This is a genomic window from Muriicola sp. Z0-33 (genome assembly GCF_026126425.1).
Lineage (GTDB): Bacteria > Bacteroidota > Bacteroidia > Flavobacteriales > Flavobacteriaceae > JAFMPW01.
Map to the genome: position 1 here is coordinate 63,497 of NZ_JAFMPW010000010.1, position 23,054 is coordinate 86,550.

The following is a 23,054-nucleotide window of genomic DNA, read 5'->3' on the forward strand; positions in this document are numbered from 1 at the left end:
TTTCAGATATGTAATAAAAGAGGAAAAAGCTCATAGATTATTTATCCAAAAGGGCATTCATAGCTTTAAACAATGGAGCACCGGCATATTCGTCCAGGATATGTCCCCCATTGGGGACAATGATCAAATTATTCCAAACCCTGGATGCATCCAGTTTTTTCTTTGCTTTTACTGCCCTGTTCTTCCAGTAAGTATCCCGTTCTCCTGCAATCATTAAAATTTTGGTGTTCGAATATTTATTAAGTTTCTGTTCTATTGCGCCTGGATTTCCTGGCATTCCTATAACACCTGCAAAACGATCCTTGTATTGTTCGGCAATTTGAAAGGCATCGATACTATTGGCAGAAAACCCTAAAATATATATTCCGCTGGTAGCGTAGTTTTCTTCCAAATAATCTAACAGCACCTTTACCGCACTGCGCTTTTCCATATGCACCAAACTTTCAACCAATATCCAGCCGTGCCTTTTTTTGTTAGAACCAAAATAACGGCAACCCGCTTTCAGATCTCCCCCATCCAGTCCGGGTCCCAATACCACCGGATAAGCTTTGTCTTTGGAAAACCCCTCAGGTACTGTTATCCTTGCCAATAAATTATTCCCTTTAGATATAGTCAGTTCTATTACACCATCTTGTGCCAAAACGGGCATATGTCCTGCAAAAAACAATACTAGAAGGCAGGCTATACTTAAAATTGATCCGTATGTTTTTTTAATCATTTTTAGTCAGTTTAATGTTTTTACCAGAATTGATATCTAAAAGATAGATTTCAGCCCCATCATCGAATGAGGTATTATATGCCACAAACTGCCTATTTGGATCTATTTTGGCAAACATCAGGGATTTGTGGGAAACCGTCCCAACTTCTTTCAAATCGGTTCCGTTGAGATCCTCAAGGATAAAAGTAGTGCCCTGATCATGGTCTTTCTGTTTTAGCACCTGATCCCGACTTATAAACCATCCTTCCAGTTCAGGAACATCGGTTACTTTTTTTGTCTTTTTGTCCAGGATATGCTTAGAATATACATTGTTCTCCAAATCAACGATTTTGCTTATAAACAAAGTTCCATCTGCTGCTAACTGCGGGCGGTTGGTTATCCCATCAGTAGTTAGTCTTGTTATGTTATCGCCATTGGTATAGTAGGCATCGGGCTTAAAATCCTCACCAAACGGCCAATGAAAAAAGTAATACCCTTCTCCAGTCAGGTCCCACGCAGAAAACATATGGAACCCGTTTTCGGTAACAGTAGTCAATTGTTTCAAGTTAGTTCCGTCACTATCTATACTCATCATTCTGGCACCTTCTTCAAGAAAACTGGTATATCCAATTCGGCCACCGTCAGGAGACCATACAGGTTCTGTATGAAAGCCGATGGTATCGTTAGTGGTAAGTTCCTTTTTATTGGTACCATCGGTGTTGATGAGATAAATTCTAGATGTACTCCATTCACTATCTATATAGGAATAGTAAGCAATCCTTGATCCCTCTGGAGAAAAATCTGGTCCCAATTCCGGGAAATCGTTCTTTTTTACTTCTGAATCTTCAGCTGTGGACTTATCATTTGAAGAATATTCTTCAATTTGCTCTATAGGTACATCAGAGGCATTATCATTCTTTTGCTTGCATGAAAAGATTAAAATTGAAATAATCAGTGATTGAATTAAAATTCGATGTTTCATATGTTTAATATTTAGATTTTATTGCCCTTTCGTAAACTATATCTACAGTCATATCTTATGACCAATTTATTAGCTGCTTTTATTTGTTTTGATTAAGTTAATTTGTCAGTTGCCTGACATTCTTTCCTTCAGCATCTGCCAAATAGATATAAGTGTTCCCTTCCTTCTCCATCCCATAAAAACCAGAATCATAAAGCAATATTTTTGCAGATAGATGAGAATTTAGCTCCTGTCTGTCATCATTAAAGGATATTTGAACTACACTTTTTGAATGCCATTCCCTTTTGAACAAGTCAAAAGACATCTGGTTTTGGTCCGCACTGTATATCAGGTAATCCCCATCATTAGACCAACTTGGCATTCTCTCATTAATCTCAGGAGTTCGAGTAATGTTTTTAATACTTCCTTTTAATATATCCAGTAAGAAAATATCAAATAAGGGCTTTGACTCTTCCGCCACATTTTTTAAAAAGACCAATTCATTACCATCAGGATGAATTACCGGTTTAAAAAACTCATCATTGATATCAGATGATCTAAGAAGCAACGTATCCTTATAATTTTCAAGAGTCCTCAAATAAATTGCTGTGCGATTATTGGGTTGAAATTCGCAGTACGCCATTTTCTTGCCATCAGCAGTAAAGCTTATTTCAGAATGGCGATACCCTTTACGTGGATAGGTGACCTGTTTAATTTTGGAGGTTTTTAACTCCATCCGATAGATCGCCATATCACCGTTTCGGTCTGAGGAAAAATAGATATGTTTGCCATCTACAGACCATTTAGGATTTAAATCCCATGCCTTATAATCATAAGTAAGTTGTATTTCTTTGCAAAATTTCAGATCCATCAGGTACAGGTCTGGTAGACTATCATTGCGATAGGAATAATAAACTACTTTACTGAAGTCCGGGGATAAACGCGGACCAAAGTCCAAATGATCAGCGCGTTGCGCCCAGACACTGGCGCCAAACCCGGAAGAGAAAAATAAAACTAATAGAAATAAGATTCTTTCTTTTACTATATCCATTTGAGTCGAATTGTTTAACTGTTTTTGGTAAAATTAGAACGACATACCTGTGCTAAGAAATGTGTTGTGACCAACCGATATTAAAGTGATGAAGTGAAATTTATTTTGCTGTAAAGGCCACTATAACCGACCTCAATTGTTTGAAAAAAAACGACTAATCCCTTTTTTCACCGTTCAGCACAATCTGTTAAAGTTGGCAAACGGGAATATGTAGTTTTGATCCAAATAAAAATCGAAATACAATGAAAACAACAAAATTAAATTGGGCAGTAACCCTGCTTTTTATGGCAGCGCTAAGTGTTTCAAACGCCCAGATGAAAACAGAAAACCTTGTCACTGCCTGGGACAGTATGGCCAAAATGGTAATTGAGACGGCCAAAGCAATGCCAGAAGAACACTATATGTTTAAACCCACTGAGGACCTTCGAGGATTTAGTGATCAAATTGCACATACCTCCGGAGCCAATTATCTATTTGCCTCAGTTGTAAAACTAGACCGCCCAGATCCAAGTCCGGTAACAGATACCAAAAATAAGCAGGAAGTTATAGCACAATTGGAAGGTTCCTTTGCATTTATCAGGGAAGGAATGGAAAAACTTCAGCAAGAAGATCTTTCAGAAGAGATAGAATTTTTTGGCAGCAAGATGTCCAGATTGCAGTCGATTCTGATTATGACCTCACACCTGCAAAGAGAACAGGGCAAAAGCACAATTTATACCCGACTTAAAGATGTAGTACCGGGGCCTTCAGGAGGTTGGTAGCTAATTCGTCTATTGTTCAGAAGAAAAACCGGCGGAAACTATCTCCCTGTTTATGGCATACTCATCACCCTTATAACATAACTTGTTATGCCCAACGGGAATGGTTGCTTCCGGTTTTACTTTATAAATTCTAACCAACTCATTTACGGGGTTATTGGGAAAACTAAATGTGGTTTTGACAGCCACTTGTATAGTTGAATCAGTATTTGAACTTTTTATTGTAACTGCCTCTCCGCAATCAGGATTAGCACTGGTAATAAAAGTAACAAAGGATGCGGCCTCTTGTCCAAATAAATCGCCATGAAAATCCATTCCGTATTCTTCTTCATTGTGAAGCAGATAAAAGATTTCCGGATAAGTAAGCTCACTAATATCTTTAAGAGGCTCTTCAACTATTTTACTTGCCTCATCAACCTGATTACTTTTTTCTTTGCATGCACCAACTGCTGTAAAAATAACCAGAAAACAGATAATTAATTTCTTGTTCATAAATTGGGAATCTAAATAAAAATTATATTGTTCTTTCTCAAATATTTACCTTAGAAAGATATTACAGCATATGTTCAAAGGCATAGTTCAAAGTTATAAAAAATTACCTATTCCAATTGGCAGGATTGGAATCATAGGTGTCTTTATATGCCTCTTTTTTATAGCTAAGGAGTTTACCAATCATATTATCAATGATTATAATTTCCCCTTCAGTTGGTTCTTTATCAGTACAAGAATTGTACTCAATTATCTCTTATGGATCCTCATAGCGCCTTTGGTTTATAGGCTAACAAGAAAAGTACAATCCCTACCTAATTCGATTCTTAACATCGTCCCCATTGTTATAGCGGCTGTGCTATTAGTAATTGCCCACAGGGCTTTGGCTACAAAGGCATACGACATTGTATACTTTCTGAGCATCGGTTATATGAGAGACTTTTTTGGTGCCAACGGAATGGTAGCCCTGGTGGTAGGAAGCTTTTCCAGTTTAATTGAACTGCTGGTACTGATGGCCTTGTTTTTTGGGATCGACTATCAGAAGCGCTACTTAAAAAACCAAAAAGATTTAATTGCCGCCCAACTCAATAGCCTGCAAATGCAATTACACCCGCATTTCTTATTTAATACATTACATTCTATCTCCTCTATGATAGATATAGACCCCAAAAAAGCGCAGAAGATGTTGACCAAAATGGGTACATTAATGCGAACAATGTTAGAAAATGATCTGGAACAAATGGTTACTATTGAAAAGGAATTGGATTTTATTCGTGATTACCTGGACCTTGAACAAATCAGATATGCCGATAAGATGAGGATTCATTACCAGGTGACAAAAGATATGGAGCAAATTAAAATTCCGAATATGATTTTACAACCCCTGGTAGAGAATGCCATTAAATATGGAATAATCCCCGCGTTGGATCAAGGTGAAATACATATAGAGATCAAAAAAAGTATGGACGTAAAGTCCCCTAAAGAATATGTGAATCTAAAGGTATCCAACTCTTCTGAGGGAAATGGGAATATCAGGTTTGATAAAGGAACTGGCATAGGGCTACAAAACATAAAAAAACGACTGGAAGGGATCTACGGAAACAAATTCATTTTCGAATCTTGTTTTAGCAACCCGAAGTGGTATGTAGCAGAAATTTCCTTGCCTTTAAATCCATATTAATGAAATTGAGATGTATCATTGTTGATGACGAATATCTGGCCAGACAGCGCATTCTTAAGTTGTTGGAAGACCATCAGGATATAATGGTAGTCGCGGAATGCAAAAATGGAAGGGAAGCTATTGAGAAAATTAAGTTAAAAGAACCCGACTTTATCTTTTTGGATATTCAAATGCCTGATCTAGATGGTTTTTCAGTAATTGAAAAACTGGATAATCTACCCTACGTTATATTCACCACTGCCTACGAATCTTTCGCTATTAAAGCATTTGAGATCAATGCAGTTGATTATCTCTTAAAGCCTTTTGATGATGAACGCATAGACGCCTCTATAAAAAGGATGAAAGCACTAAAAGAGCATGAAAAAACAGCCGGACTAAAAGAGAAACTGGCCGGCTTGTTAATATCGCTGCAAGATGAAAATGGCAGTGAAACAAGGACTTTCTTTGAAATAAAGAAAAATGGCAGAATACTTAAAATTAGAACAGAGGATATAATATATATTCAATCTGAAGGGAATTATTTGGAACTGTTTACCGAGAAAAATAAATTTCTATATAGGAGCACAATGAATGCCATTGAAGCAGAACTATCAGACCAATTATTTGTCCGGATACACAGATCATTAATTGTCAATAAGGTCTATATAGGTTCCTGTTTCTATTTGAAAAATTCGGAATATAAGGTGGTTTTAAAAAATGGCACCACCTTACTTTCTGGGAGGTCTTACAAGGACAATATTATTTCCTACCTGGAAGAGGCAAAAGGTTAATGGCTATTTATGTTTTCCAAGAATAAAAGGGAAATATGCAGTGTTTAGTCGGTAATTAGATAAGATGTTAACCATTACTTGAATGAATTGACATTTGAACAAATAATACTTACATTTAAAAGAGCAAATTCTAAGAAACTTACCAAGGTAAAGTATTGATATTAAATTAGTTTCTATGTGTTAGACTTATTTGAGTTAATTTCAATTTAATCGATGCTATCAAAATTTAAAATTCCTATATTTCTTTTCGTATTATTTGCAGTTTCATATTTTTTGGCCATTCCGGACGTTAAATATGACGAGTATTTTACAGCAGAGGATAGTTGGATTGAAAATATAACGGCATTGGCTTTTCTTATTGCTGCCATTTTGTTTTATATCTGTTTTTGGCAGTCCAAAGGAAGAGGCAATAAAATCTTTTCAATTACAACCAATAGAAATTATATTTATTTTTTTTTGGCATTATTATTCTTCGTCGCATTTGGGGAAGAAATTAGCTGGGGCCAGAGAATATTTGGTTGGTCTACTCCGGAAGCTCTAGCGGCAGCAAATTTTCAAAACGAAACTAATATTCACAATCTTGACATTTTCACATTTAAAGACGAAGTAGGAGATGGCTTCTGGTCAACTCTATTAATAATAACTCCGGGAAGGCTCTTCTTCTACTTCTGGTTTAGTTTCCTGGTCTTATTACCACTTTTAAGTAACTCTTTTAGCAGTATCCATAAACTAGTAAAAAAAATCAATATTCCTGTTCCTCCAATTTGGTTCGGAGTTTTGATGATTTTAAACCTAGTGCTATCTAAATTTTACATAAAAACGATGGCTTATTATTCCGAAGAAGTTTCTGGAAGCATAGCGGAAATAAAAGAAGGTAATTATGCCATTGTTATTGCAGTTCTTGCTGTTTATTTTTATCATAATCGGTATAACGCACTCTCCAAAAAATAGCAAATCAAAGAAATTTCGGATCTGTAAAAGTGAGCTCTCAGTAATTTGGAAAATATTATTCCTTTTTGGTCCGCCAATTAAAATGGTGTATCCACCAATTTGAAATCTATATATAATTTTTGCTATTATCAGTAGGTGTCTTGCCACATCTCCTGTTGAAAGCAGCATTGAAGACCGACTTGGAGTTAAAACCAATATCGTAGCATATTTAACATTGAGTTCGATAGTACTGATTTCCCTGAAATAAAAGTAAAGGTGAAAAATAAAGTTACTGTTCAAAAACAGTCAGGTCTGCATTAGTTTAAAAATGTAACAAGTCAGTCACCAGTTCGTCTTAAAGGAAACAGCAAAACGGACATATGAAAAAATTACTTTCTTTAGGTTGGATTACTGCAGTTGCCTTTATCCTTGGCAGTATTTTATTGGGCAGTCAGTTAGATGATTATAGCATGATTTCTCAGACTGTAAGCGAAATTGGAGAAAAAGGTTCTCCGCTATATGTGCCCTGGCAAATATTCAGTATTGGAATTGGTTTGCTGTTTTTCTTATTTTCGATGGCAATGATTGGGTTTGCAAGAAAACATAAACTTTCTATTATCCCGGGGATCTTTCTTGCATTCTATGGACTTTCGCAATTTGGAATTGGTTGGTTTCCTTCACCTCACCCACTCCATAACGTGTTTGGACTTTCAATGACCCTGGGTTATCTCTCCCCACTCATGTTTGCTTTGTTCTTTAGAAATAGAATGGGTAAAACTTTTAAAATGATTTCTATCACAGCATTCTTATTAGTTGCGCTAGCCATTTTCCTAAATTTAACTCCAGCTTTTGCACCTGATCTTTATTCCCTTGAATATTATGGAATAGTACAACGGTTTTTATTATTTACCTTCTTTTTATACTGTGCCCTGTTAAGTTTAAAAGCAATAGACTATGCAACTGATGCAGCAAAATAGATAATCTATAACCCGCCTTAGTTGGAGGTGGATGTTCTTAGAATATCAGTGGCACAATCACCATCTGATAGCGAGGTATAATTCATATACCAGAAAATGCATTGTGCAACAATGCCCGTTCAGTGACAGGAAAGCGCCTAAGATTCATGGCATCTTTGGTGCCGGTTTTGGAAATAATTGATATTTTTAAACCCCTGAAACCTGTGAATTAAATCCAAGCCTATGAACGGTCGAAAAATAATTGCCTCTGTATTTATATTGATAGCTGTAGTCCTTGGGGTAGTTTTTTATTCCCGACTCTCCTTTCCTGCGGGCCTTGAGCATTATTTTGATTCTGAATATTACAATCAGTTCGGACCCCTGGCCATATGTGTTGAACTGCTGATTGCGGGCTATTATCTAATTACTGGAAATAGCAAAACTAATTTCACCTTGGCTTTATTTGCATTTACTGCCATTTTAGATCCTATATTTAGTTTATTCGGACTTTTTACCAGCATTGTACCCAACTATGCTATGATTATTTTTATCTGTTGTGCATTAGTAGCACTATTCCTGGCATTTACAAATACGTTTAAATTAGGACGTATCTCCTGGGTTGGCGCCTTTCTTAGTTTTGTATTGGGTAGCGCTGTAGAATTGTTCTTCAATTATCTTTAAGACCAATTTGTTGGCTGATTCAATAGATTATAATAAGATTGAAGGTAGTCATCTTGCGGGAAGCAGAATGGGAGCATATTAGAATGGCTATGGGCTGTTTCTCTTGAAGTAAATCCTTGAAAATTACTTTTTAAAATGCAATGTAACCTTGTGGTAGTAGAAAGAAGATACTTGCCTAACACACAAACTAAATACTTAATTAGAGGTATTCTATAAATTACTCAATACCTGAGGCAGTCAATATCCTTGTTATAAGGCTAACTTCTTCTTCATTAATTATTCCATCAGCAAAAGCCGTTTCGTTTAAAATAACCTTTAAAGCGTGTTTTTTACTGTTTGGCATAGACGCCAGTATGGAAATAGCCTCTTTGGCATTAATCTCCCTGGCTTCTTCTACAAGGGTTCTGTCGAACTTTAGAATTTCCAGTATTTTATTCAGGAAACTGATCTCTTTTTTGTCTACATGTCCGTCTACAAGAATTACCTCATCAATAGCTTTGATAATCGCCAATTTTTCAGCCAGATTGAACTCCATTTATTTTATTCTTTAGATTGCTAGTTAGCGACAAATTTAAACTAATTGCACTTAAAACAAAGATTATTTTTCAGATAAACCCATATACCTCCAATAAGGACAAAAGAGTATTTATTACAGCAATTTAAGACCTCATTACATCTCTGATTGTGAAGATAATTCTGAAATTGGGAATACCAATGGTAGTGAAATTACCCTGGGGTAAAATGACGATCACTTATTATTTTTCTCAGGTCCTGAACTGGACTTGATTATCTGCATGGTAACGGCGGTTTCGGGCCATCCTTCGATTTGATAACAGGGCCGTCCTTGGATTTGATCACAGGTCCTGATTTGGACTTGATTACAGGGCCATCTTTGGATTTGATCACCGGTCCGGATTTGGACTTAATCACAGGGCCATCTTTAGACTTGATCACCGGTCCGGATTTGGACTTGATTACGGGGCCATCCTTAGATTTGATCACCGGTCCGGATTTGGACTTGATTACAGGGCCGTCCTTAGACTTGATCACCGGTCCGGATTTGGACTTGATTACAGGGCCGTCCTTAGACTTGATCACCGGTCCGGATTTGGACTTAATCACAGGGCCGTCCTTAGACTTAATAACCGGTCCGGATTTAGACTTGATTACGGGGCCATCCTTAGACTTGATCACTGGTCCGGATTTGGACTTGATCACAGGGCCATCTTTAGACTTAATAACCGGTCCTGATTTGGACTTGATCACAGGGCCATCCTTGGATTTGATCACCGGTCCGGATTTGGACTTGATCACAGGGCCATCCTTAGATTTGATCACCGGTCCTGATTTGGACTTGATCACAGGGCCATCCTTAGATTTGATCACCGGTCCTGATTTGGACTTGATCACAGGGCCATCCTTAGACTTGATCACCGGTCCGGATTTGGACTTGATCACAGGGCCATCTTTAGACTTAATAACCGGTCCGGATTTGGACTTGATCACAGGGCCATCTTTAGACTTAATAACCGGTCCGGATTTGGACTTAATTACAGGTCCTGATTTAGATTTAATGACGGGCCCAGTCTTCGACTTAATGACTGGCCCGGATTTGGATTTGATGACAGGACCCGATTTAGATTTAAGGCCGGACCCCTTTCCAGCTTGTTTGGACATGATTGTGGTTTTAAGTTTAGTTTATTACTATATTAGTAAAAAATACAACCGAAACCAAGAATCGAGCCATCTAATTAATGAATTAAAGGCTTTTCATTCCCTAAAATGAAATTTAAAAAATTCATCAATCAGTGCCGTGAAAAAGACGTATTAAAGAACCTTTCTATTTACATAGTTTCCAGTTGGGTTCTTTTACAAGTAGTGGCGCTTATAGCAGAACCGTTAGGTTTTTCAAGTTCAATTGTTGCATATCTCCTGCTGCTTTTGATGTTAGGTTTCCCCCTCTATATTTATTGGGTGTGGGAGTATCAACTGGCCGCTACCATTAAGAAAAAACCACTTTTAGATAAAGCAGGGAATCCTATCCCTGGAAAATTCACTAAGAGCGCGTTTCAAAAAACCTACTTCTCCTTTTTAAGCATAATCAGCATAATTGCTGTAGGTATATCGGTTATTATTGTCAGAAAGAATTTTGTTACCCAAATTGATTTAAGAGAAGTCCAGGCGGAGGATAAAATAGCCGTACTGAAGTTCGATAATAATACGGGGGATGAGAAATACGATATCGCCGGGAAAATGGCAGTAGATTGGATCATACACGGTATTACCCAGAATAAAGTGGGACAGGTAATTTCACCGGAGGTAATAGCAGATTATTCTACCCTTTATAGCGCATCACTTGGGCCATCTAGTGAAAATGATTTGGTCACCGATTATCTTAAGCCATCAAAAATCGTAGAAGGAGAATTCTTTTTAGACAAGAACAAATTGTTATTTCTATGTTCTATCAGAGATGTAATAGAAGACAAAACACTAATTTCTTTTGAGACTGTAGAATGTAATCCGGAATCGCCTTTAGAATGCATAGAAGTACTTAAAGAACGTATACTTGGATTTTTGGTAACCGAAGAAAACAGGTTTCTAAGCCTCCAGGATACCCCGCCCAGTTTTGAGGCTTATAAATATTTGAACAGGGCAAAGAACCAAAGTAAACTTGGAATTTACGATGATTATCTTGATTTACTTAATGCCGCAATCGCATCAGACAGTAACTATTTTGAGCCTAAAGTGTACAAATTTATGTACTACTATAATGTACAGGAATATGGTATAGCAGATTCGCTGTTGCAAAAGCTTACCACAAAGGCTGATGTTTATGACCGGCAACAAATATTGATTAATCTATATAAGGGACTATTAGAAGGAGATAATAAATCTGCCTATGAATACCAGCAAAAAGAATACAATTATACGCCCTTTCATATGGAGACCAATACCAGTATGATGACCTTGTCTTTGCAACTGGTAAATAAACCCCAGGCTGTTGATTCTATATATGGGGTAATAGACATAAAGGGGATAAAACTTCAGGAGTGTGAAAATTGTGTAGAACGTTACAAAATAAAGGCCCTGGCCAACATAGAACTCCAAAAATATGATGAGGCTATAGCCTTGCTGGAAGACCATGCCAACCTAAGAAAGTACACTATTCTTAAAAAAGTACTGCTAAGAGCGTACATTAGATCTGCCAGATATGATGCCGCCCAAAAACTGCTATCTACTATACAACTCCTCAATGTAGAAGAGTGGATGGACATCTATTTATTTGCTGCCAAAGAATTTGTTATGATGGGGGAAAAGGAAATGGCCGATCAGTATTTAAAAGATATAATTTCCTCCCTGGGTAATACATCAACAATCCTGGATACGGAACAAAAAAAGATACTTGCTGAATCTTTGTATCTGACAGAACAGTACTCCCTTGCACAAAGAGAACTTGAAGAAATAGTTAAGGAGAATCCCTCACTTTATTCACAAAAAGCTTTATTGGCCATTATTCATACTAAAAATAAAAATACCACCCAGGCCGAGGCGATTATTAAAAGTTTAACAGATATATCAACAGATTACCTCTATGGTAAGGTAGATTATGCCATTGCTCAATATTATGCTGCCATAGAGGACGATTCTAATACATTTGAATATCTTTATAAGGCTATCGCCGCGGGTCATTGGTATGAGACCTCATCGTTCCAGAACGATTATATGTTTAGATCATATTTTCAAAAGGAAGAATTTGAACCAATTTTAAATTATTGCCACTAAATTAATAGCTACTCTTTAATACAAAGACAATGAGTAAATTAAATAACGCATATGCCTTGCTCATAGGCATTGAATACGAAGATGGCCTTAATACCATTGGTGATGCAGAAGATATCGCGGCCATATTAACCGATGAACATCTATGTGGCTACCCTTCTGAAAATGTAATCCTATTAAAAGCAGATCAGGCAGATAGGGAAGGAATTCTCAATGGCTTTGAACATCTTAAAGAACAGACTGATGAAAATTCTTCTGTTTTTATTTTTTATTCTGGTCATGGTGGTGTGCTCGGAGATACCTTTCATTTTGTGCCTTACGGTATGAAAGACGGTATGACCGAAGAAGAGTACAAAGCAGCTTGGGTGACTGCGGATGAAATAAAACAAAAAATCAATTCACTATCTACCAGACGTCTGATTTTCTTTCTGGATTGCTGCCATGCCACTGGAATTGCAAAAAGCGATTTTAGTACGGCTCAGGGTACAACAACCGCAGACCATGATTCAGAAGGAGGAGACGCCGAAAAATTTGACAAAGCTGAAGGGCTGGCTCAAAAAATAGACAATGAAAGAGGTATCTCTATTGTAGCCTCCTGTAAAGAAGAACAGCAATCCTATCAACTTGGCGATGACAGGAACAGTTTATTCACCAAACATTTAATTCAGGCCTTAAAAGGTAATCATCAGACACATTTTGTAGAACCCTATGTGCGTATTTTAGAGGTGGCGGGGTATCTTTTAAGAGCTATTCCTCCGGTTATTGAAGCCGCAGCAGCCAGCTGTGATCCTCCGCTAGATATTAAACAGGAGCCCTACGTAAACCTGGAGATGTACGATAATTTCATTCTCAGTTATGTACCTGAAGAACTGCGTAAAAAATTAGCCCTTAAAGCACCAGATGAAGGGGTTATTGATAGCGCCAAAGGTCATAAAGAGGTGAAAACCATTTTCAGAGAATCACCAGGGGCCAATAATCTGCTTTTGTTTATTCATGGTTTTTCGGGAGAGGCAGGAGATACCTTCGGAAATATTCCGGAGATGTTGATGAACGATTCCAGTATGGATGGTTGGGATATGAAACCCTTTGGTTACTCTAGTTACATCAGCCCGGAAATGGGAAAAGACATCTGGGCCGGTATAGAAGATATTGATAGAATTTCAAACTATCTATGCACCTCGGTAAAATACAAATTCGACAAGTACGACCGGATTGCCATTGTTGCTCACAGTTTGGGTGGATTAATAGCTCAAAGGGCTATCCTGGATTTTAAGGAAGAATACCGCAATAAATTGTCTCATCTGGTTTTGCTGGGGACCCCAAGTAATGGTATTGCCCCTGCCAAACTTTCAAAAGTTTGGAATAATAAGTACAATGAGATGAGCAGTGAAGGTGAATTCATAACCAGCCTCAGAAAAGATTGGGAGAGGCAATACAAAGATGATTATCCGTTCAATTTAAAGGTGGTAGCCTCCACCGAAGATGAGTTTGTCTCTATAGATTCTTGCTATGCTCCTTTTAACAATGATCATCATGTAACCATAGACGGAAGGCACCTTTCCATGGTGAAACCAACAGATGAGAACGATGATTGCTATCAACTAATCTTGAGCACCCTTACCAATTCTGAATTTCATAATCAGTATACCAATAGTGAAGAAATAAATATTGCTCTGGGTAAGTATGATGTGGTGGTGAAGCAACTACTGCCAAGAAAGGATGAACTGGACGCCGCAGGATTAAAACGCCTTATTTTTAGCCTGGAAGGCTTAGACAGAAGAGAAGAGGCCCTTCAAATCCTTAATGAGCATCCAAAGGCTCAGGAAGATACAGACTTGATGGGTATTATTGGTGGCAGGTACAAACGTGCATATCTCAAATTCCCTTCTGAAAGTGACGGTGATGCAGCTTTTGTGTATTATGAACTGGCACTGGAACAGTCTAGAGCCAAAGAAAATTACGGGCAAATATATTATCATGCCATTAATCTGGCATTTCTAAGTATTGTGGTGCTTAATGACCAGGAGAAAATGCTGGCCTATGCCAGGATGGCTTTAGATGCCGCAGAAAAATGCAAAGATGATCCCTGGAAAAATGCGACAATAGCAGAGGCCAACCTCTATTTGCAAAATTTTGAGAAAGCCAAAGAATATTATCTAAAGGCTTCTGAAAATTCCGGGATAAGAGAGAAAATATCCATGCACCTCAATGCCTATGCTGGCTATACAGCTCTGATGCAAACCAACAATCCGGAAGACGATTTTATACTATTTCTAAAGGAGAACTTTTTGTCTTAGTTTAAAAGCCTTATCCTATGCTCGAGTTTAAAAAAAATAAAATTCCCGATCTGAAATTTAAGGCTGCGATTAAAAAACCAATTGCTGTCAGATGCGTTCAGATTCATGAACCCTTTATGGTAGAAACCATGGAGGGCAAATTAAATGGTAAGGCCGGAGATTGGTTAATGGTTGGGGTTAATGGGGAAATGTATCCTATTGATCAGGACATCTTTCAAAAGACCTATGACATTTGTTAACCAAAATAGCAAGCTCTTAACCCTCTTAAAAGAAAGTTTCCTCCCCGCTAAATTCAAATTCTGAATTGCCATAGCCGAACATATTGGGATTTTGGACCAGAACATCCGGTTGGGTGGCCTCCTCCAGGACTTTAGGAACTTCTGCCGCCACAACATTAAAAAATGAAGCATAGCTTAAATTTTCCCCTCCCTCCAGCGTTTTTTTGAATATAGTGGTAAAGAGGCCATTTTCTCCGAATTCATAAGATAGTTGTTCGTCCTGGCAGCCGGAAAACTGTAGTACCCTTGCCCCCATCGCATCACGTGTAACCGCCGATCTGTTTAAAATTGGCATATAAACAGATGTATTTTTCAGAATGGTTCTTTGACTGATATCTGCAGGGGCTTTTCTAATTTTAAACGCAGGTTGCGCCCGTGAAACAGAACCGGAATGGCAACTATCCGATACCATAAAGATTTTTACCCCGGTATTAAACGCTTTAAAGGCTTCAAACAATTCATCGTCTATTAACTGCCGATTAAAAAGGCACCAGGTCTCGTCAAATTCATCTTCAGCTTCATCATTATTGATATCCCTTACCTGTGACCCGTGCCCGGAATAAGTAAAAAAGAAGAGATCCCCTTTTTCCAAATCCTCTGCGTAGGATGTTAGATTTTTAATCACAGCATCACTGGTGGCAGCGCGATTCTGCAAAACAATAATTTTATCAAATTCGGCCTTTTCACTTAAACCTTTGTAAAACTCGCTATCCTTAACGCAGCAATCCAATTTCCCATCCCAGCCGTCGTAATGCTCAGGATCTACTACATTAAGTCCGAGGTGTAATGCATATTTTTTCATAATTCTATTTCTTCAATTTAGTTTCGATGGATTTAGTTCTTTCTTCTTTGCAGCCAGTGAGGCATCTTTTTTAATTTTTGTTGCTTTATCTGATGTCTTATTTTTTCCTTGTTCAATCCTTTTGGCTCGCTCTTTTGCAGAGAATAATTTGGAGTATGCCTTGGTCAGATCATTGATTTGCGCATCCAAATCTTCCGCACAGTTTACATATCCTTCCAATGGCAGTTTATCCACATTTCCTTCTACATGTCTGGCCATTGTAAAGGCATAAGTAAGAAAATGAATATGTTGCAATTCTGCTTCTTTTTTGCCGTCAGAACCTGCTACCAGCCAAAGATCTTTATAGGCTTTTTTAATTTGATCCCATTTTTCGTTCTCTACTTTTTTATCATAGCTCAGCAATAGCGAACACACCTTAATATTTATATTATAAACCATTTCCCAATAGGTCTGGTTTTCCTTTTTCTCAGTGGAAAACTCCTCTTCCAATACTTGTACCAGGTTATACATATCATTCGTGTCATTAAGTTGATATGTTATGTCCTTATATGTGATTTCGAGTAATGTCTTGGGAAAAGATCCACTTAATAACATCAGACAGTATATTTCTATCGCATTGATCAGAGGGTAAATAATGTGCTTTTGCTCGGATAACTTACAAGCCTTTACATAATATTTGGTAGCATTACCGTAAGCGTCTATCAAATCTTCAGAAGAATTTGCCGTCATAGCACATCTTTTATAGGCACTGCCAATCATACTTGCCCGTTCAGCTGTTTCTCCCATTTGGTGCACAAACATAATTTCTATGATCAATTGGTCCATTAATTTGTTTGCCTCCGCTATTTCTTCAATTTTCAGCTTACTCTTTCTGTCTTTATCATATAAGTTTTCAATGATAAGTTTTGTTCCCGCATTGAGCGACATGGAGATACAGGCAAAAGAAAAATTAGCCTTTTCCATCAAGAGCAGTTCATTAAATTTGGATATGGCCTTCTCATATAATCCCAATTCATAATATATCTTTCCCTGCCTTTCAATTATTTCGGCGGTTACAAATTCAGCTTTATCAATAGCTTTAGTAATGATTTCCAATTCTTCCAGATTCTCCTTCCTGGATTTGCTGCCAAGTTCTAATTGATTCAGAAGGTTATCCAGATGTATTTCTGCTTCCTGAGGTACTATATAACTCGGAGACCATGTACTCTTTCCGTCCCCTCTTTTAGCGAATTTAAAGAAAGGGTCTCCGTAGCATTGATAGGCTCCCCAGGTATTATTCTTAATATTGTACCTGTCGTAAATCATCTTCCTGGCATTTTTAACTGCATCTCCAAAATTCTCCCCGGAAAACATATTGCTGTAAAAACTGTCAGCAAAATCTAGCGCCGCCTGATCATCAACCGCCCATCCTGCAGCTATTACTGCTCTGACACCTATTTTGATGAGTTCCGTACCAATATTGGCCGCAAGTTTATAGCGGTTTTTGTAATAGTTTTCATCCTCTGGTCGGGTACTGCCCAAATGGCAACAATTCACAAATACCAGATCAGGGACAACCGCCATCTGCTGAATTTCAAAGACGGTCAGAAATAGGCCTTCGCCGATAACCATCCCGGATTTTTTAGGCGATTTAGGGTTGTAGATGCCATGGCCAGCTAAATGAATTATGTTGTACTCATTACTGAAAAAATCGAGCACTATTTTATCTGCATTTTGATGTATTATAGACGTTGTCTGGTAATTGTTCTTTTTAAGAACATTGGTGACTGTTTCACCTTCTTTTGCTGCTCCGGGTAATTGGTTTATAAATCCATTCAGAATTGGATCCGCAATTACCAATGCCCCTTCCTTTGAGGCTCTTTTTATATTGGTACGATATTCTGAAGTAGACAACTGCCGTATCATACCCGCATTAATACATAATGGTTTAGCATGTATGGTATTATCCTGAAGCAATTCCCAGGGATAGGAAGCCGTATTGGCATCCAGGATCCATGAAATATTCCCCTTCCTTTTTAATTTTTCCTTAAGCTCGTTAGGGATGAGCAACTCGAACAGGGTTTTTGCCGTTCTTGGAGACCACCTGTTCGCTGTGGAAATTTCTGAAACAAAAAGATCTATTAAAGGCGTACTGCAATAGAGTTGGTTTTCTTCTTCCCGTGAATCTCCTGTTGATGCCCCAAAGACCATACTGGCGGGTTCGTCCTCTTTCTCATTCCCTGGTTTATATTTTATGGTAATCCGGTTCCACCAATCTTCTGAACTGTCTAATGGTGTAATTTTTCTTATCCCCAACAATTGTTTTATTCTTTTATTACCAATAACAATATTATGAACCAAAAGTTCCTTGGTAACTATCTTGTTCAGGGCATACATGCAGCTCAGGGCTTTATTAGAGTATAGTTCAACGAACTCTATATGTTCTATGGTCCTGATGCTATCATCACCTAAAGCTGCTAATTTCTGATTAGCATGGACTACTCCTTCAATAATTGCCTTAAGTGAATTTTCTACAGAGAGCCCTCCGTAACCACGTCCTATGGTAAGGGCCGTTATCCCTACTTTTTCAGTGGTATCTTTCTTTCCCTTTATTCGCAGTAAATAATTAGAGACCCCCTGTTCCACAGTGGTTGCAAGCTGAAATGATGTGAGGTTACCTGGTTCTCCGAGTCCTACAATTATTCCTCCTTCAAACTCGCGCTTCTCATTTCCTTCAAAAATGCTATTGGTGCCAATGTCTCCGGGATAAAGTCCCAATTTATGTTTGGCAGAAAGGGCGCCATCGAGATAAAAGTCGATTGCCCTTTCGGCATATAATATACCATCATTCAAAAAATGACCGGCCAATACCGGATAACTGCTATAATGCAGATCACCGTTGCTCACAGTAACTGATAGTTGCTCTTCTTGTGATTGCTTTTCAGTACTTATTCCCAGAATTGCATTTCTAAATGCCTCTTCAGACATATCAAAATCGTTCTCAGGTGCTGCTCTGAACTGCTCTTGTTCTCCGGCTCTCAACGTAAACTCCTTCTTACTTAAAATACTGGTACTCCCCGTACTAAGGATTTCTTCTATCCCCGAGAAGATATCGGGATCATTGGCAAGCATCCCATGTGAGGTTCTGGTATAATACACAGCTTTGTTGTCCTTTAGTTGCTCCGGGATAGAATCCCAGGTTACACTTTGGTCTCCGCGGCTGGTATATAAAAAATGTAACTCCTTATCAGGGAGGATTTCTTCCTTAAAATAACCACTTGGGGTCATTTTATCTTTACCGGCGATATAAACCATGTTAGAATAATCTATATCATCTCTCTTTTTAATTATTTTGTTTCTATAGGCTCTAAATCTCTTTAATTCATCTTTTCCGGGAAGCGGCCAGTCTTTTTTATTAAACACCTCACTCATATTCTTCCAGGTGCTGATATTTGCAAAATCATTGGCTGGGTCCTTTTCCTTATTTATAGGCAAGAGACTCAATATGCCTTCAAACTTGCTAAACATTGTGAGCAACTCCTTTTTCGTATGTTTTAGGTCTAGCATACTCAACTTATTTATTATGGCATCCTCCCCAAACAAGACGGTAAGAATTCTATAAGAGCCTTCCAGAGGAGATCCCAGAAAAATAAGTCTGAAATCTTTAGATTTGTTTAGCTTATCCCAGGTAGCTGGGTGGTTTATTATAAAATCGCGTACCAAAACCCCACCCATGGAATGGCCAATAATTTTAATGGGCTGTCCTAACCCCATTAATTCCTTTATTTTCACTTCAAATCTACTGGCGCATTCCCCTAGCTGCATCCGCCAGTCGAAAGGATATATGACCACATCATATTTCTGAGATAATTCTTCATAAAGTCCATCATAGGAGGTTTTCACAACAGAATCCGCCACTATTTTCCCATCCTGGGCATTGTCAAGGTCCATTAGTCCACCCCCAAGAATATTAAAATAATTTAACCATAACTTACGTTCCCCATCAGACAAATTAGACCCCATAATACCAGGCAGTAGTACAACAATTGGGCGCTGGCCAGAAGGCGGTTTGCTCTCGGGCTTTAGTGCTCCGTATTGTAACCCACGGTCATCTCTGTCGCTACTGGGTATTTTATTTTGACTGAACGATTTAAAACCGGGTATAAGGGTACCTGTTTCATTTTCAATGGCGGTGTTAATAGCGTCCAGGGTACTTTTATTTTCGAAGTATTTAACGTGGTTAACTTCGGTATGCTCATCAAAATAATATTGAATCTCATTGGCCCTTTTGATCCCTAAATACATAGAATCTGTATCAACAACCAGATCATTTCGCTTCCAGAAAAAGAGCTTTCCCAGGATAACAAGTAACCCATGTCCTGAAAAATCTATTGCGCCGTTGCCGGCAATAACAGCCAGGGCGTTCCCGGAAATGGCATTTTCTTCCGACTGATCATTTAATATTTTCATAAAAGGAGAGGCCGGACTCTGGGCTTCTATACCCGGTAATACCCCGGCATTATTTTTATTTTCAATGGCAGCAGAGAGTAATTTTGTAAAAACATCACCTACAGGTCCTGTAATATTTCCCAGGACATTAAAGAAAACATTCAGTACAATATCCAGCCTTTTAGAAGCTAATGTGGTACCGGCGGCAGGGCATCCCACTCTGATAAACTTGGTAACGGCAATTTTCTTGGTTTTATATATTTTGTTGAGCTGCCTGATATTATCAATATCACTTTGCCTGTTGGGTTCTTTCTTCAATAATGCAAGGTGGGCATTGGTAAATCCTTTTGGTGGTTTTTTGCCATCGCTGCTGTACTTACTCAGGATATCTCCAATGATCCCTCCTCTAGAATGGCTGATTATATGTAGTTCAATATTGTTTGGTAATTGTTTGGCCAGCTTTACTGCATTTTCCAAAGGGCTTTCTGTCAGGGTCCTGTGCTGAAATGCAATAACATTACTGCCGTATATATCGTGAATTGATCGCCATACCTGCGATTTCTTGAGGCCACTAAAGGCTCCAAGTGTATCAGAGTTTGTACCATGAATGAACAGAAAAAAAGGCTTGTCTTTCTGTACCTCATTAAACCGCCCAAAATCGAACTGGCGGTTTATCGCAAATATCTGCGCCCCTTCATTAAAATATTGCTGTTCAAAACCATTCTTCCAGAGCTTGTTGGTATCCGGGATCCCATTTTTTAAATTGGCATTTTCCAGCTTTCGGGCTAGTGTTTCAACACCCTCTGAAATGCTCTTTTTGGCAAGCACTTTTAGTAATTTTAAGGCAATTGTCCCTGCAATACCTCGTTCGGACCCGGGAGGCCTGATTGCACCAGGTAATTCAAAACCTTCTTGTCGCTGAGATCGTGTCTTCGGCGAAACAGCGGCATCTGCCTCCGGAAAAAGTTCATGCAGCGTAGTGGGGTCGCACATCCATTTGGTTTTGTCTTCAAACTCAAACTGAATCAAAGTATCTTTTTCTAAGGGAATCTCGTGTCGGTTGGAGGCGTCTCTTTGGCTCGACTCAATCTCGTATATAGTACTACCATCCTCAGTAGATTCCTGTATGGATGCGTGGACAAATAACTTATTTATGGATTGCATGGAATTGGTTTTTGGTTGAATTTAGAATTAGCCCGTTTTTGAATTTAAATGTCAATCCTGGAAGCTTCCGAAATGACTGCATGAAGCTAGCAAGATCATATCAAGGTAGTAAGAAATTTCATATACAGATGAATAATCCCCAAAAACATAAGTATAATACACGTCTTAAATTCCGCCAACATTGTATCCCGGTTTATGTAAAAGCCAAGAAAGCCTTAGGCAGCAGCAATTAATTATTGATAATATTACAGAATTACCTTGCTTTTTATTCAAACTATTCCTACCTTTTATCGAACAAGAAATTTCCTCCAAAATAATTTAGACTCCCCGTATTTGGGATGATTTTTTAATTCAGTAATTTCATTTTACCTTATAGGATATACATTCAGAGCATCTTTTATAAAAAAGGTCAGTGATTATCATCCACTAATTAATCTAAAAAAAGACATTATGAGCGCACTTATACTCGGGAATATCGATACTGGCAAACTAACATCAGAATCTGAACGATTTAATTACCTAAGCCCTTATCATCAGGAAGACATTGCTTCTTTAACCAAGGTGATGAAATTCAGGGATGATGATTTTAGAACCTCCAGGGAATTTAAAGAAATTGATGGCAACCAGGTGTCAGAATTGCAGCAATTCCTGAGAGACAGGGGGTTTATGCCCAGGGGGGTAATAGATGGTGTTTATGATTATGTCACCCAGGCCGCTGTAAGGCTTTTTCAGGAATATGTCCGAAAATATGATAGTGAAGGTGATACTGCCATTATTCCCAATGGAATTATGGATGAATATACAATACCACACCTTGAAAGATGGAAGAAGGATAAGACTAAAATGTCTGATTGGGCCAATTGGTCTGAAAAGAAACCTACAGCAGAATATACTGCCTGGCTTGCACTTTTAAATAAAGCAAAAACCGATTATAGCAATACTCCACATCCTATTTTAAAACAGGTGGAACAATTCAACAGAGCTACAGATACACGCAAAGTCAGTGAATGGGAATATACCCCTAACGAGGTACATCTTTTGGGGATCAGAGTAGATGAGGAAGGATCGTATGAAGCCCGCGAGAATAATGATCTCTTTATCTTACTGATCAAAGGGATGGTATTTAAATTCTGGGGATCTACCGATCCCAGTCAGGCCATGGCGTATAACAAAAAGAAAAAAAAGGGGCGCTTTGATGAAGCTTTTTTGGTGGAAGGGCAGCACAAATACCGATTTGGATGGCATAACAGTGACTATCGTGCCTTAAAGCCGTATAGTACAAAATATCCTGTTGGAGACCCCAGAAGAAATGGAGTATTGGTCTTTAGAGATGAGGACAACGATAATGCCTTGACCCAGGAAGATCTTAATAAAGGTTTGGATCCGGCACCAAATGGTACCATCAATATTCATTGGTCGGGGATAGGTAAGACCAACTTTTCAGCGGGCTGCCAGGTAATTTCCGGTCAGAGTTATATCAATCATAAGGGAAAAAAAATAGACTGCAAGGGTTTTGCCGGTTATGGAAATGGCCAACTTGGAGATGGGAAGTATACCAAAGCAGCATATAATGTTCTTGCCGATTTAATTGTATGTTATTCTAATCCAGGCGTAGATCATATTCTGTATACCCTGGGCCGAGACGGATCTTTGGATCTCGATAGCTTTTTTGGTATAGAGAATTATGTGGGAAATACAATTTCAAAGATGGAACCCAAATTGAGTTAGGACGGCAATATAAAATGATTACATCTAAGCCAAAATAGTTGGTTGCTTCTAAATTAAACTACGTGGCACAGAAAAATAATAGTGTGCATTGACAAAAGGAGTGC

Annotated in this window: 18 protein-coding genes; 10 read left to right on the plus strand and 8 right to left on the minus strand. The window is 38.2% G+C overall.

Annotated elements, in window-relative coordinates; translation table 11 throughout:
* Window positions 1–37 precede the first annotated feature (37 nt).
* The 3 genes from J1G40_RS13810 to J1G40_RS13820 all read right to left on the minus strand — a co-directional run bounded on the left by J1G40_RS13810 (window position 38) and on the right by J1G40_RS13820 (window position 2,709).
* Window positions 38–718 (minus strand): hypothetical protein, encoded by a 681-nt coding sequence (locus J1G40_RS13810; RefSeq protein WP_265243237.1) that lies wholly within the window; start codon window positions 716–718, stop codon window positions 38–40.
* Complete coding sequence (locus J1G40_RS13815; protein ID WP_265243238.1) at window positions 711–1,679, minus strand: TolB family protein; 969 nt, start codon at window positions 1,677–1,679, stop codon at window positions 711–713. The genes J1G40_RS13810 and J1G40_RS13815 overlap by 8 nt, the downstream gene beginning before the upstream one ends.
* 97 nt (window positions 1,680–1,776) lie before the next feature.
* On the minus strand, window positions 1,777–2,709 hold the full coding sequence (locus tag J1G40_RS13820; protein ID WP_265243239.1) for a TolB family protein: 933 nt from the start codon (window positions 2,707–2,709) through the stop codon (window positions 1,777–1,779).
* Window positions 2,710–2,951: 242 nt separating this feature from the next.
* Here J1G40_RS13820 and J1G40_RS13825 point away from each other — a divergent pair, with 242 nt between their 5' ends.
* Entirely contained in the window at window positions 2,952–3,470 is a 519-nt protein-coding gene (locus J1G40_RS13825) for a DinB family protein (protein WP_265243240.1), read from the plus strand.
* 9 nt (window positions 3,471–3,479) lie between these two features.
* Here the strand turns inward: J1G40_RS13825 and J1G40_RS13830 are convergent, their stop codons facing one another.
* Window positions 3,480–3,959, minus strand: coding sequence for a hypothetical protein (locus J1G40_RS13830; RefSeq protein ID WP_265243241.1), 480 nt, complete (start codon window positions 3,957–3,959; stop codon window positions 3,480–3,482).
* A 70-nt stretch (window positions 3,960–4,029) separates the two neighbouring features.
* On the opposite strand from J1G40_RS13830, the gene J1G40_RS13835 reads away from it, so the two are divergent.
* From J1G40_RS13835 to J1G40_RS13855, 5 genes are all read left to right on the plus strand, one after another.
* Window positions 4,030–5,136: a sensor histidine kinase gene (locus tag J1G40_RS13835; protein ID WP_265243242.1), complete on the plus strand. Its 1,107-nt coding sequence runs from the start codon at window positions 4,030–4,032 to the stop codon at window positions 5,134–5,136.
* Window positions 5,136–5,906, plus strand: a complete 771-nt coding sequence (locus tag J1G40_RS13840; RefSeq protein WP_265243243.1) for a LytR/AlgR family response regulator transcription factor — start codon at window positions 5,136–5,138, stop codon at window positions 5,904–5,906. Before J1G40_RS13835 ends, J1G40_RS13840 begins: the two co-directional genes overlap by 1 nt.
* A gap of 213 nt (window positions 5,907–6,119) precedes the next feature.
* A complete protein-coding gene (locus J1G40_RS13845; protein WP_265243244.1) occupies window positions 6,120–6,857 on the plus strand; it encodes a hypothetical protein in 738 nt (245 codons plus the stop codon).
* A 359-nt stretch (window positions 6,858–7,216) separates the two neighbouring features.
* Window positions 7,217–7,813, plus strand: a complete 597-nt coding sequence (locus J1G40_RS13850) for a DUF998 domain-containing protein (RefSeq protein WP_265243245.1) — start codon at window positions 7,217–7,219, stop codon at window positions 7,811–7,813.
* Window positions 7,814–8,035: 222 nt separating this feature from the next.
* Entirely contained in the window at window positions 8,036–8,473 is a 438-nt protein-coding gene (locus tag J1G40_RS13855) for a hypothetical protein (RefSeq protein ID WP_265243246.1), read from the plus strand.
* A gap of 217 nt (window positions 8,474–8,690) precedes the next feature.
* On the opposite strand, the gene J1G40_RS13860 is transcribed toward J1G40_RS13855, so the two are convergent.
* Both J1G40_RS13860 and J1G40_RS13865 read right to left on the minus strand, forming a co-directional pair.
* Window positions 8,691–9,008 carry a TerB family tellurite resistance protein gene (locus J1G40_RS13860; protein WP_265243247.1) on the minus strand — a complete coding sequence of 106 codons (318 nt, stop codon included), beginning with the start codon at window positions 9,006–9,008 and terminating at the stop codon, window positions 8,691–8,693.
* A gap of 251 nt (window positions 9,009–9,259) precedes the next feature.
* On the minus strand, window positions 9,260–10,150 hold the full coding sequence (locus tag J1G40_RS13865) for a hypothetical protein (protein WP_265243248.1): 891 nt from the start codon (window positions 10,148–10,150) through the stop codon (window positions 9,260–9,262).
* Window positions 10,151–10,255: 105 nt separating this feature from the next.
* Between J1G40_RS13865 and J1G40_RS13870 the strand changes: the two genes are divergently transcribed.
* Genes J1G40_RS13870 through J1G40_RS13880 form a run of 3 tightly spaced genes read left to right on the plus strand, consistent with a single transcriptional unit; the run spans window position 10,256 to window position 14,789 of the window.
* Complete coding sequence (locus tag J1G40_RS13870) at window positions 10,256–12,256, plus strand: hypothetical protein (RefSeq protein WP_265243249.1); 2,001 nt, start codon at window positions 10,256–10,258, stop codon at window positions 12,254–12,256.
* Window positions 12,257–12,285: 29 nt separating this feature from the next.
* On the plus strand, window positions 12,286–14,550 hold the full coding sequence (locus J1G40_RS13875; RefSeq protein WP_265243250.1) for a caspase family protein: 2,265 nt from the start codon (window positions 12,286–12,288) through the stop codon (window positions 14,548–14,550).
* Window positions 14,551–14,567: 17 nt separating this feature from the next.
* Window positions 14,568–14,789, plus strand: coding sequence for a PGDYG domain-containing protein (locus J1G40_RS13880; RefSeq protein ID WP_265243251.1), 222 nt, complete (start codon window positions 14,568–14,570; stop codon window positions 14,787–14,789).
* Window positions 14,790–14,814: 25 nt separating this feature from the next.
* Here the strand turns inward: J1G40_RS13880 and J1G40_RS13885 are convergent, their stop codons facing one another.
* Both J1G40_RS13885 and J1G40_RS13890 read right to left on the minus strand, forming a co-directional pair.
* Window positions 14,815–15,630, minus strand: coding sequence for a caspase family protein (locus J1G40_RS13885; protein ID WP_265243252.1), 816 nt, complete (start codon window positions 15,628–15,630; stop codon window positions 14,815–14,817).
* 12 nt (window positions 15,631–15,642) lie between these two features.
* Window positions 15,643–21,222: a CHAT domain-containing protein gene (locus J1G40_RS13890; protein WP_265243253.1), complete on the minus strand. Its 5,580-nt coding sequence runs from the start codon at window positions 21,220–21,222 to the stop codon at window positions 15,643–15,645.
* Between the two features lie 450 nt (window positions 21,223–21,672).
* Here J1G40_RS13890 and J1G40_RS13895 point away from each other — a divergent pair, with 450 nt between their 5' ends.
* Window positions 21,673–22,950, plus strand: coding sequence for a peptidoglycan-binding domain-containing protein (locus J1G40_RS13895; RefSeq protein WP_265243254.1), 1,278 nt, complete (start codon window positions 21,673–21,675; stop codon window positions 22,948–22,950).
* Window positions 22,951–23,054: the final 104 nt, after the last annotated feature.

Excerpts from the sequence above, each read along its gene's own strand:
- J1G40_RS13825 (WP_265243240.1), top strand. The coding sequence starts at position 2,952 with ATGAAAACAACAAAATTAAATTGGGCAGTAACCCTGCTTTTTATGGCA.
- J1G40_RS13860 (WP_265243247.1), bottom strand. The coding sequence starts at position 9,008 with ATGGAGTTCAATCTGGCTGAAAAATTGGCGATTATCAAAGCTATTGAT.
- J1G40_RS13890 (WP_265243253.1), bottom strand. The coding sequence starts at position 21,222 with ATGCAATCCATAAATAAGTTATTTGTCCACGCATCCATACAGGAATCT.
- J1G40_RS13870 (WP_265243249.1), top strand. The coding sequence starts at position 10,256 with ATGAAATTTAAAAAATTCATCAATCAGTGCCGTGAAAAAGACGTATTA.
- J1G40_RS13885 (WP_265243252.1), bottom strand. The coding sequence starts at position 15,630 with ATGAAAAAATATGCATTACACCTCGGACTTAATGTAGTAGATCCTGAG.
- J1G40_RS13845 (WP_265243244.1), top strand. The coding sequence starts at position 6,120 with ATGCTATCAAAATTTAAAATTCCTATATTTCTTTTCGTATTATTTGCA.
- J1G40_RS13865 (WP_265243248.1), bottom strand. The coding sequence starts at position 10,150 with ATGTCCAAACAAGCTGGAAAGGGGTCCGGCCTTAAATCTAAATCGGGT.
- J1G40_RS13810 (WP_265243237.1), bottom strand. The coding sequence starts at position 718 with ATGATTAAAAAAACATACGGATCAATTTTAAGTATAGCCTGCCTTCTA.
- J1G40_RS13850 (WP_265243245.1), top strand. The coding sequence starts at position 7,217 with ATGAAAAAATTACTTTCTTTAGGTTGGATTACTGCAGTTGCCTTTATC.
- J1G40_RS13880 (WP_265243251.1), top strand. The coding sequence starts at position 14,568 with ATGCTCGAGTTTAAAAAAAATAAAATTCCCGATCTGAAATTTAAGGCT.
- J1G40_RS13820 (WP_265243239.1), bottom strand. The coding sequence starts at position 2,709 with ATGGATATAGTAAAAGAAAGAATCTTATTTCTATTAGTTTTATTTTTC.
- J1G40_RS13835 (WP_265243242.1), top strand. The coding sequence starts at position 4,030 with ATGTTCAAAGGCATAGTTCAAAGTTATAAAAAATTACCTATTCCAATT.
- J1G40_RS13895 (WP_265243254.1), top strand. The coding sequence starts at position 21,673 with ATGAGCGCACTTATACTCGGGAATATCGATACTGGCAAACTAACATCA.
- J1G40_RS13855 (WP_265243246.1), top strand. The coding sequence starts at position 8,036 with ATGAACGGTCGAAAAATAATTGCCTCTGTATTTATATTGATAGCTGTA.
- J1G40_RS13840 (WP_265243243.1), top strand. The coding sequence starts at position 5,136 with ATGAAATTGAGATGTATCATTGTTGATGACGAATATCTGGCCAGACAG.
- J1G40_RS13830 (WP_265243241.1), bottom strand. The coding sequence starts at position 3,959 with ATGAACAAGAAATTAATTATCTGTTTTCTGGTTATTTTTACAGCAGTT.
- J1G40_RS13815 (WP_265243238.1), bottom strand. The coding sequence starts at position 1,679 with ATGAAACATCGAATTTTAATTCAATCACTGATTATTTCAATTTTAATC.
- J1G40_RS13875 (WP_265243250.1), top strand. The coding sequence starts at position 12,286 with ATGAGTAAATTAAATAACGCATATGCCTTGCTCATAGGCATTGAATAC.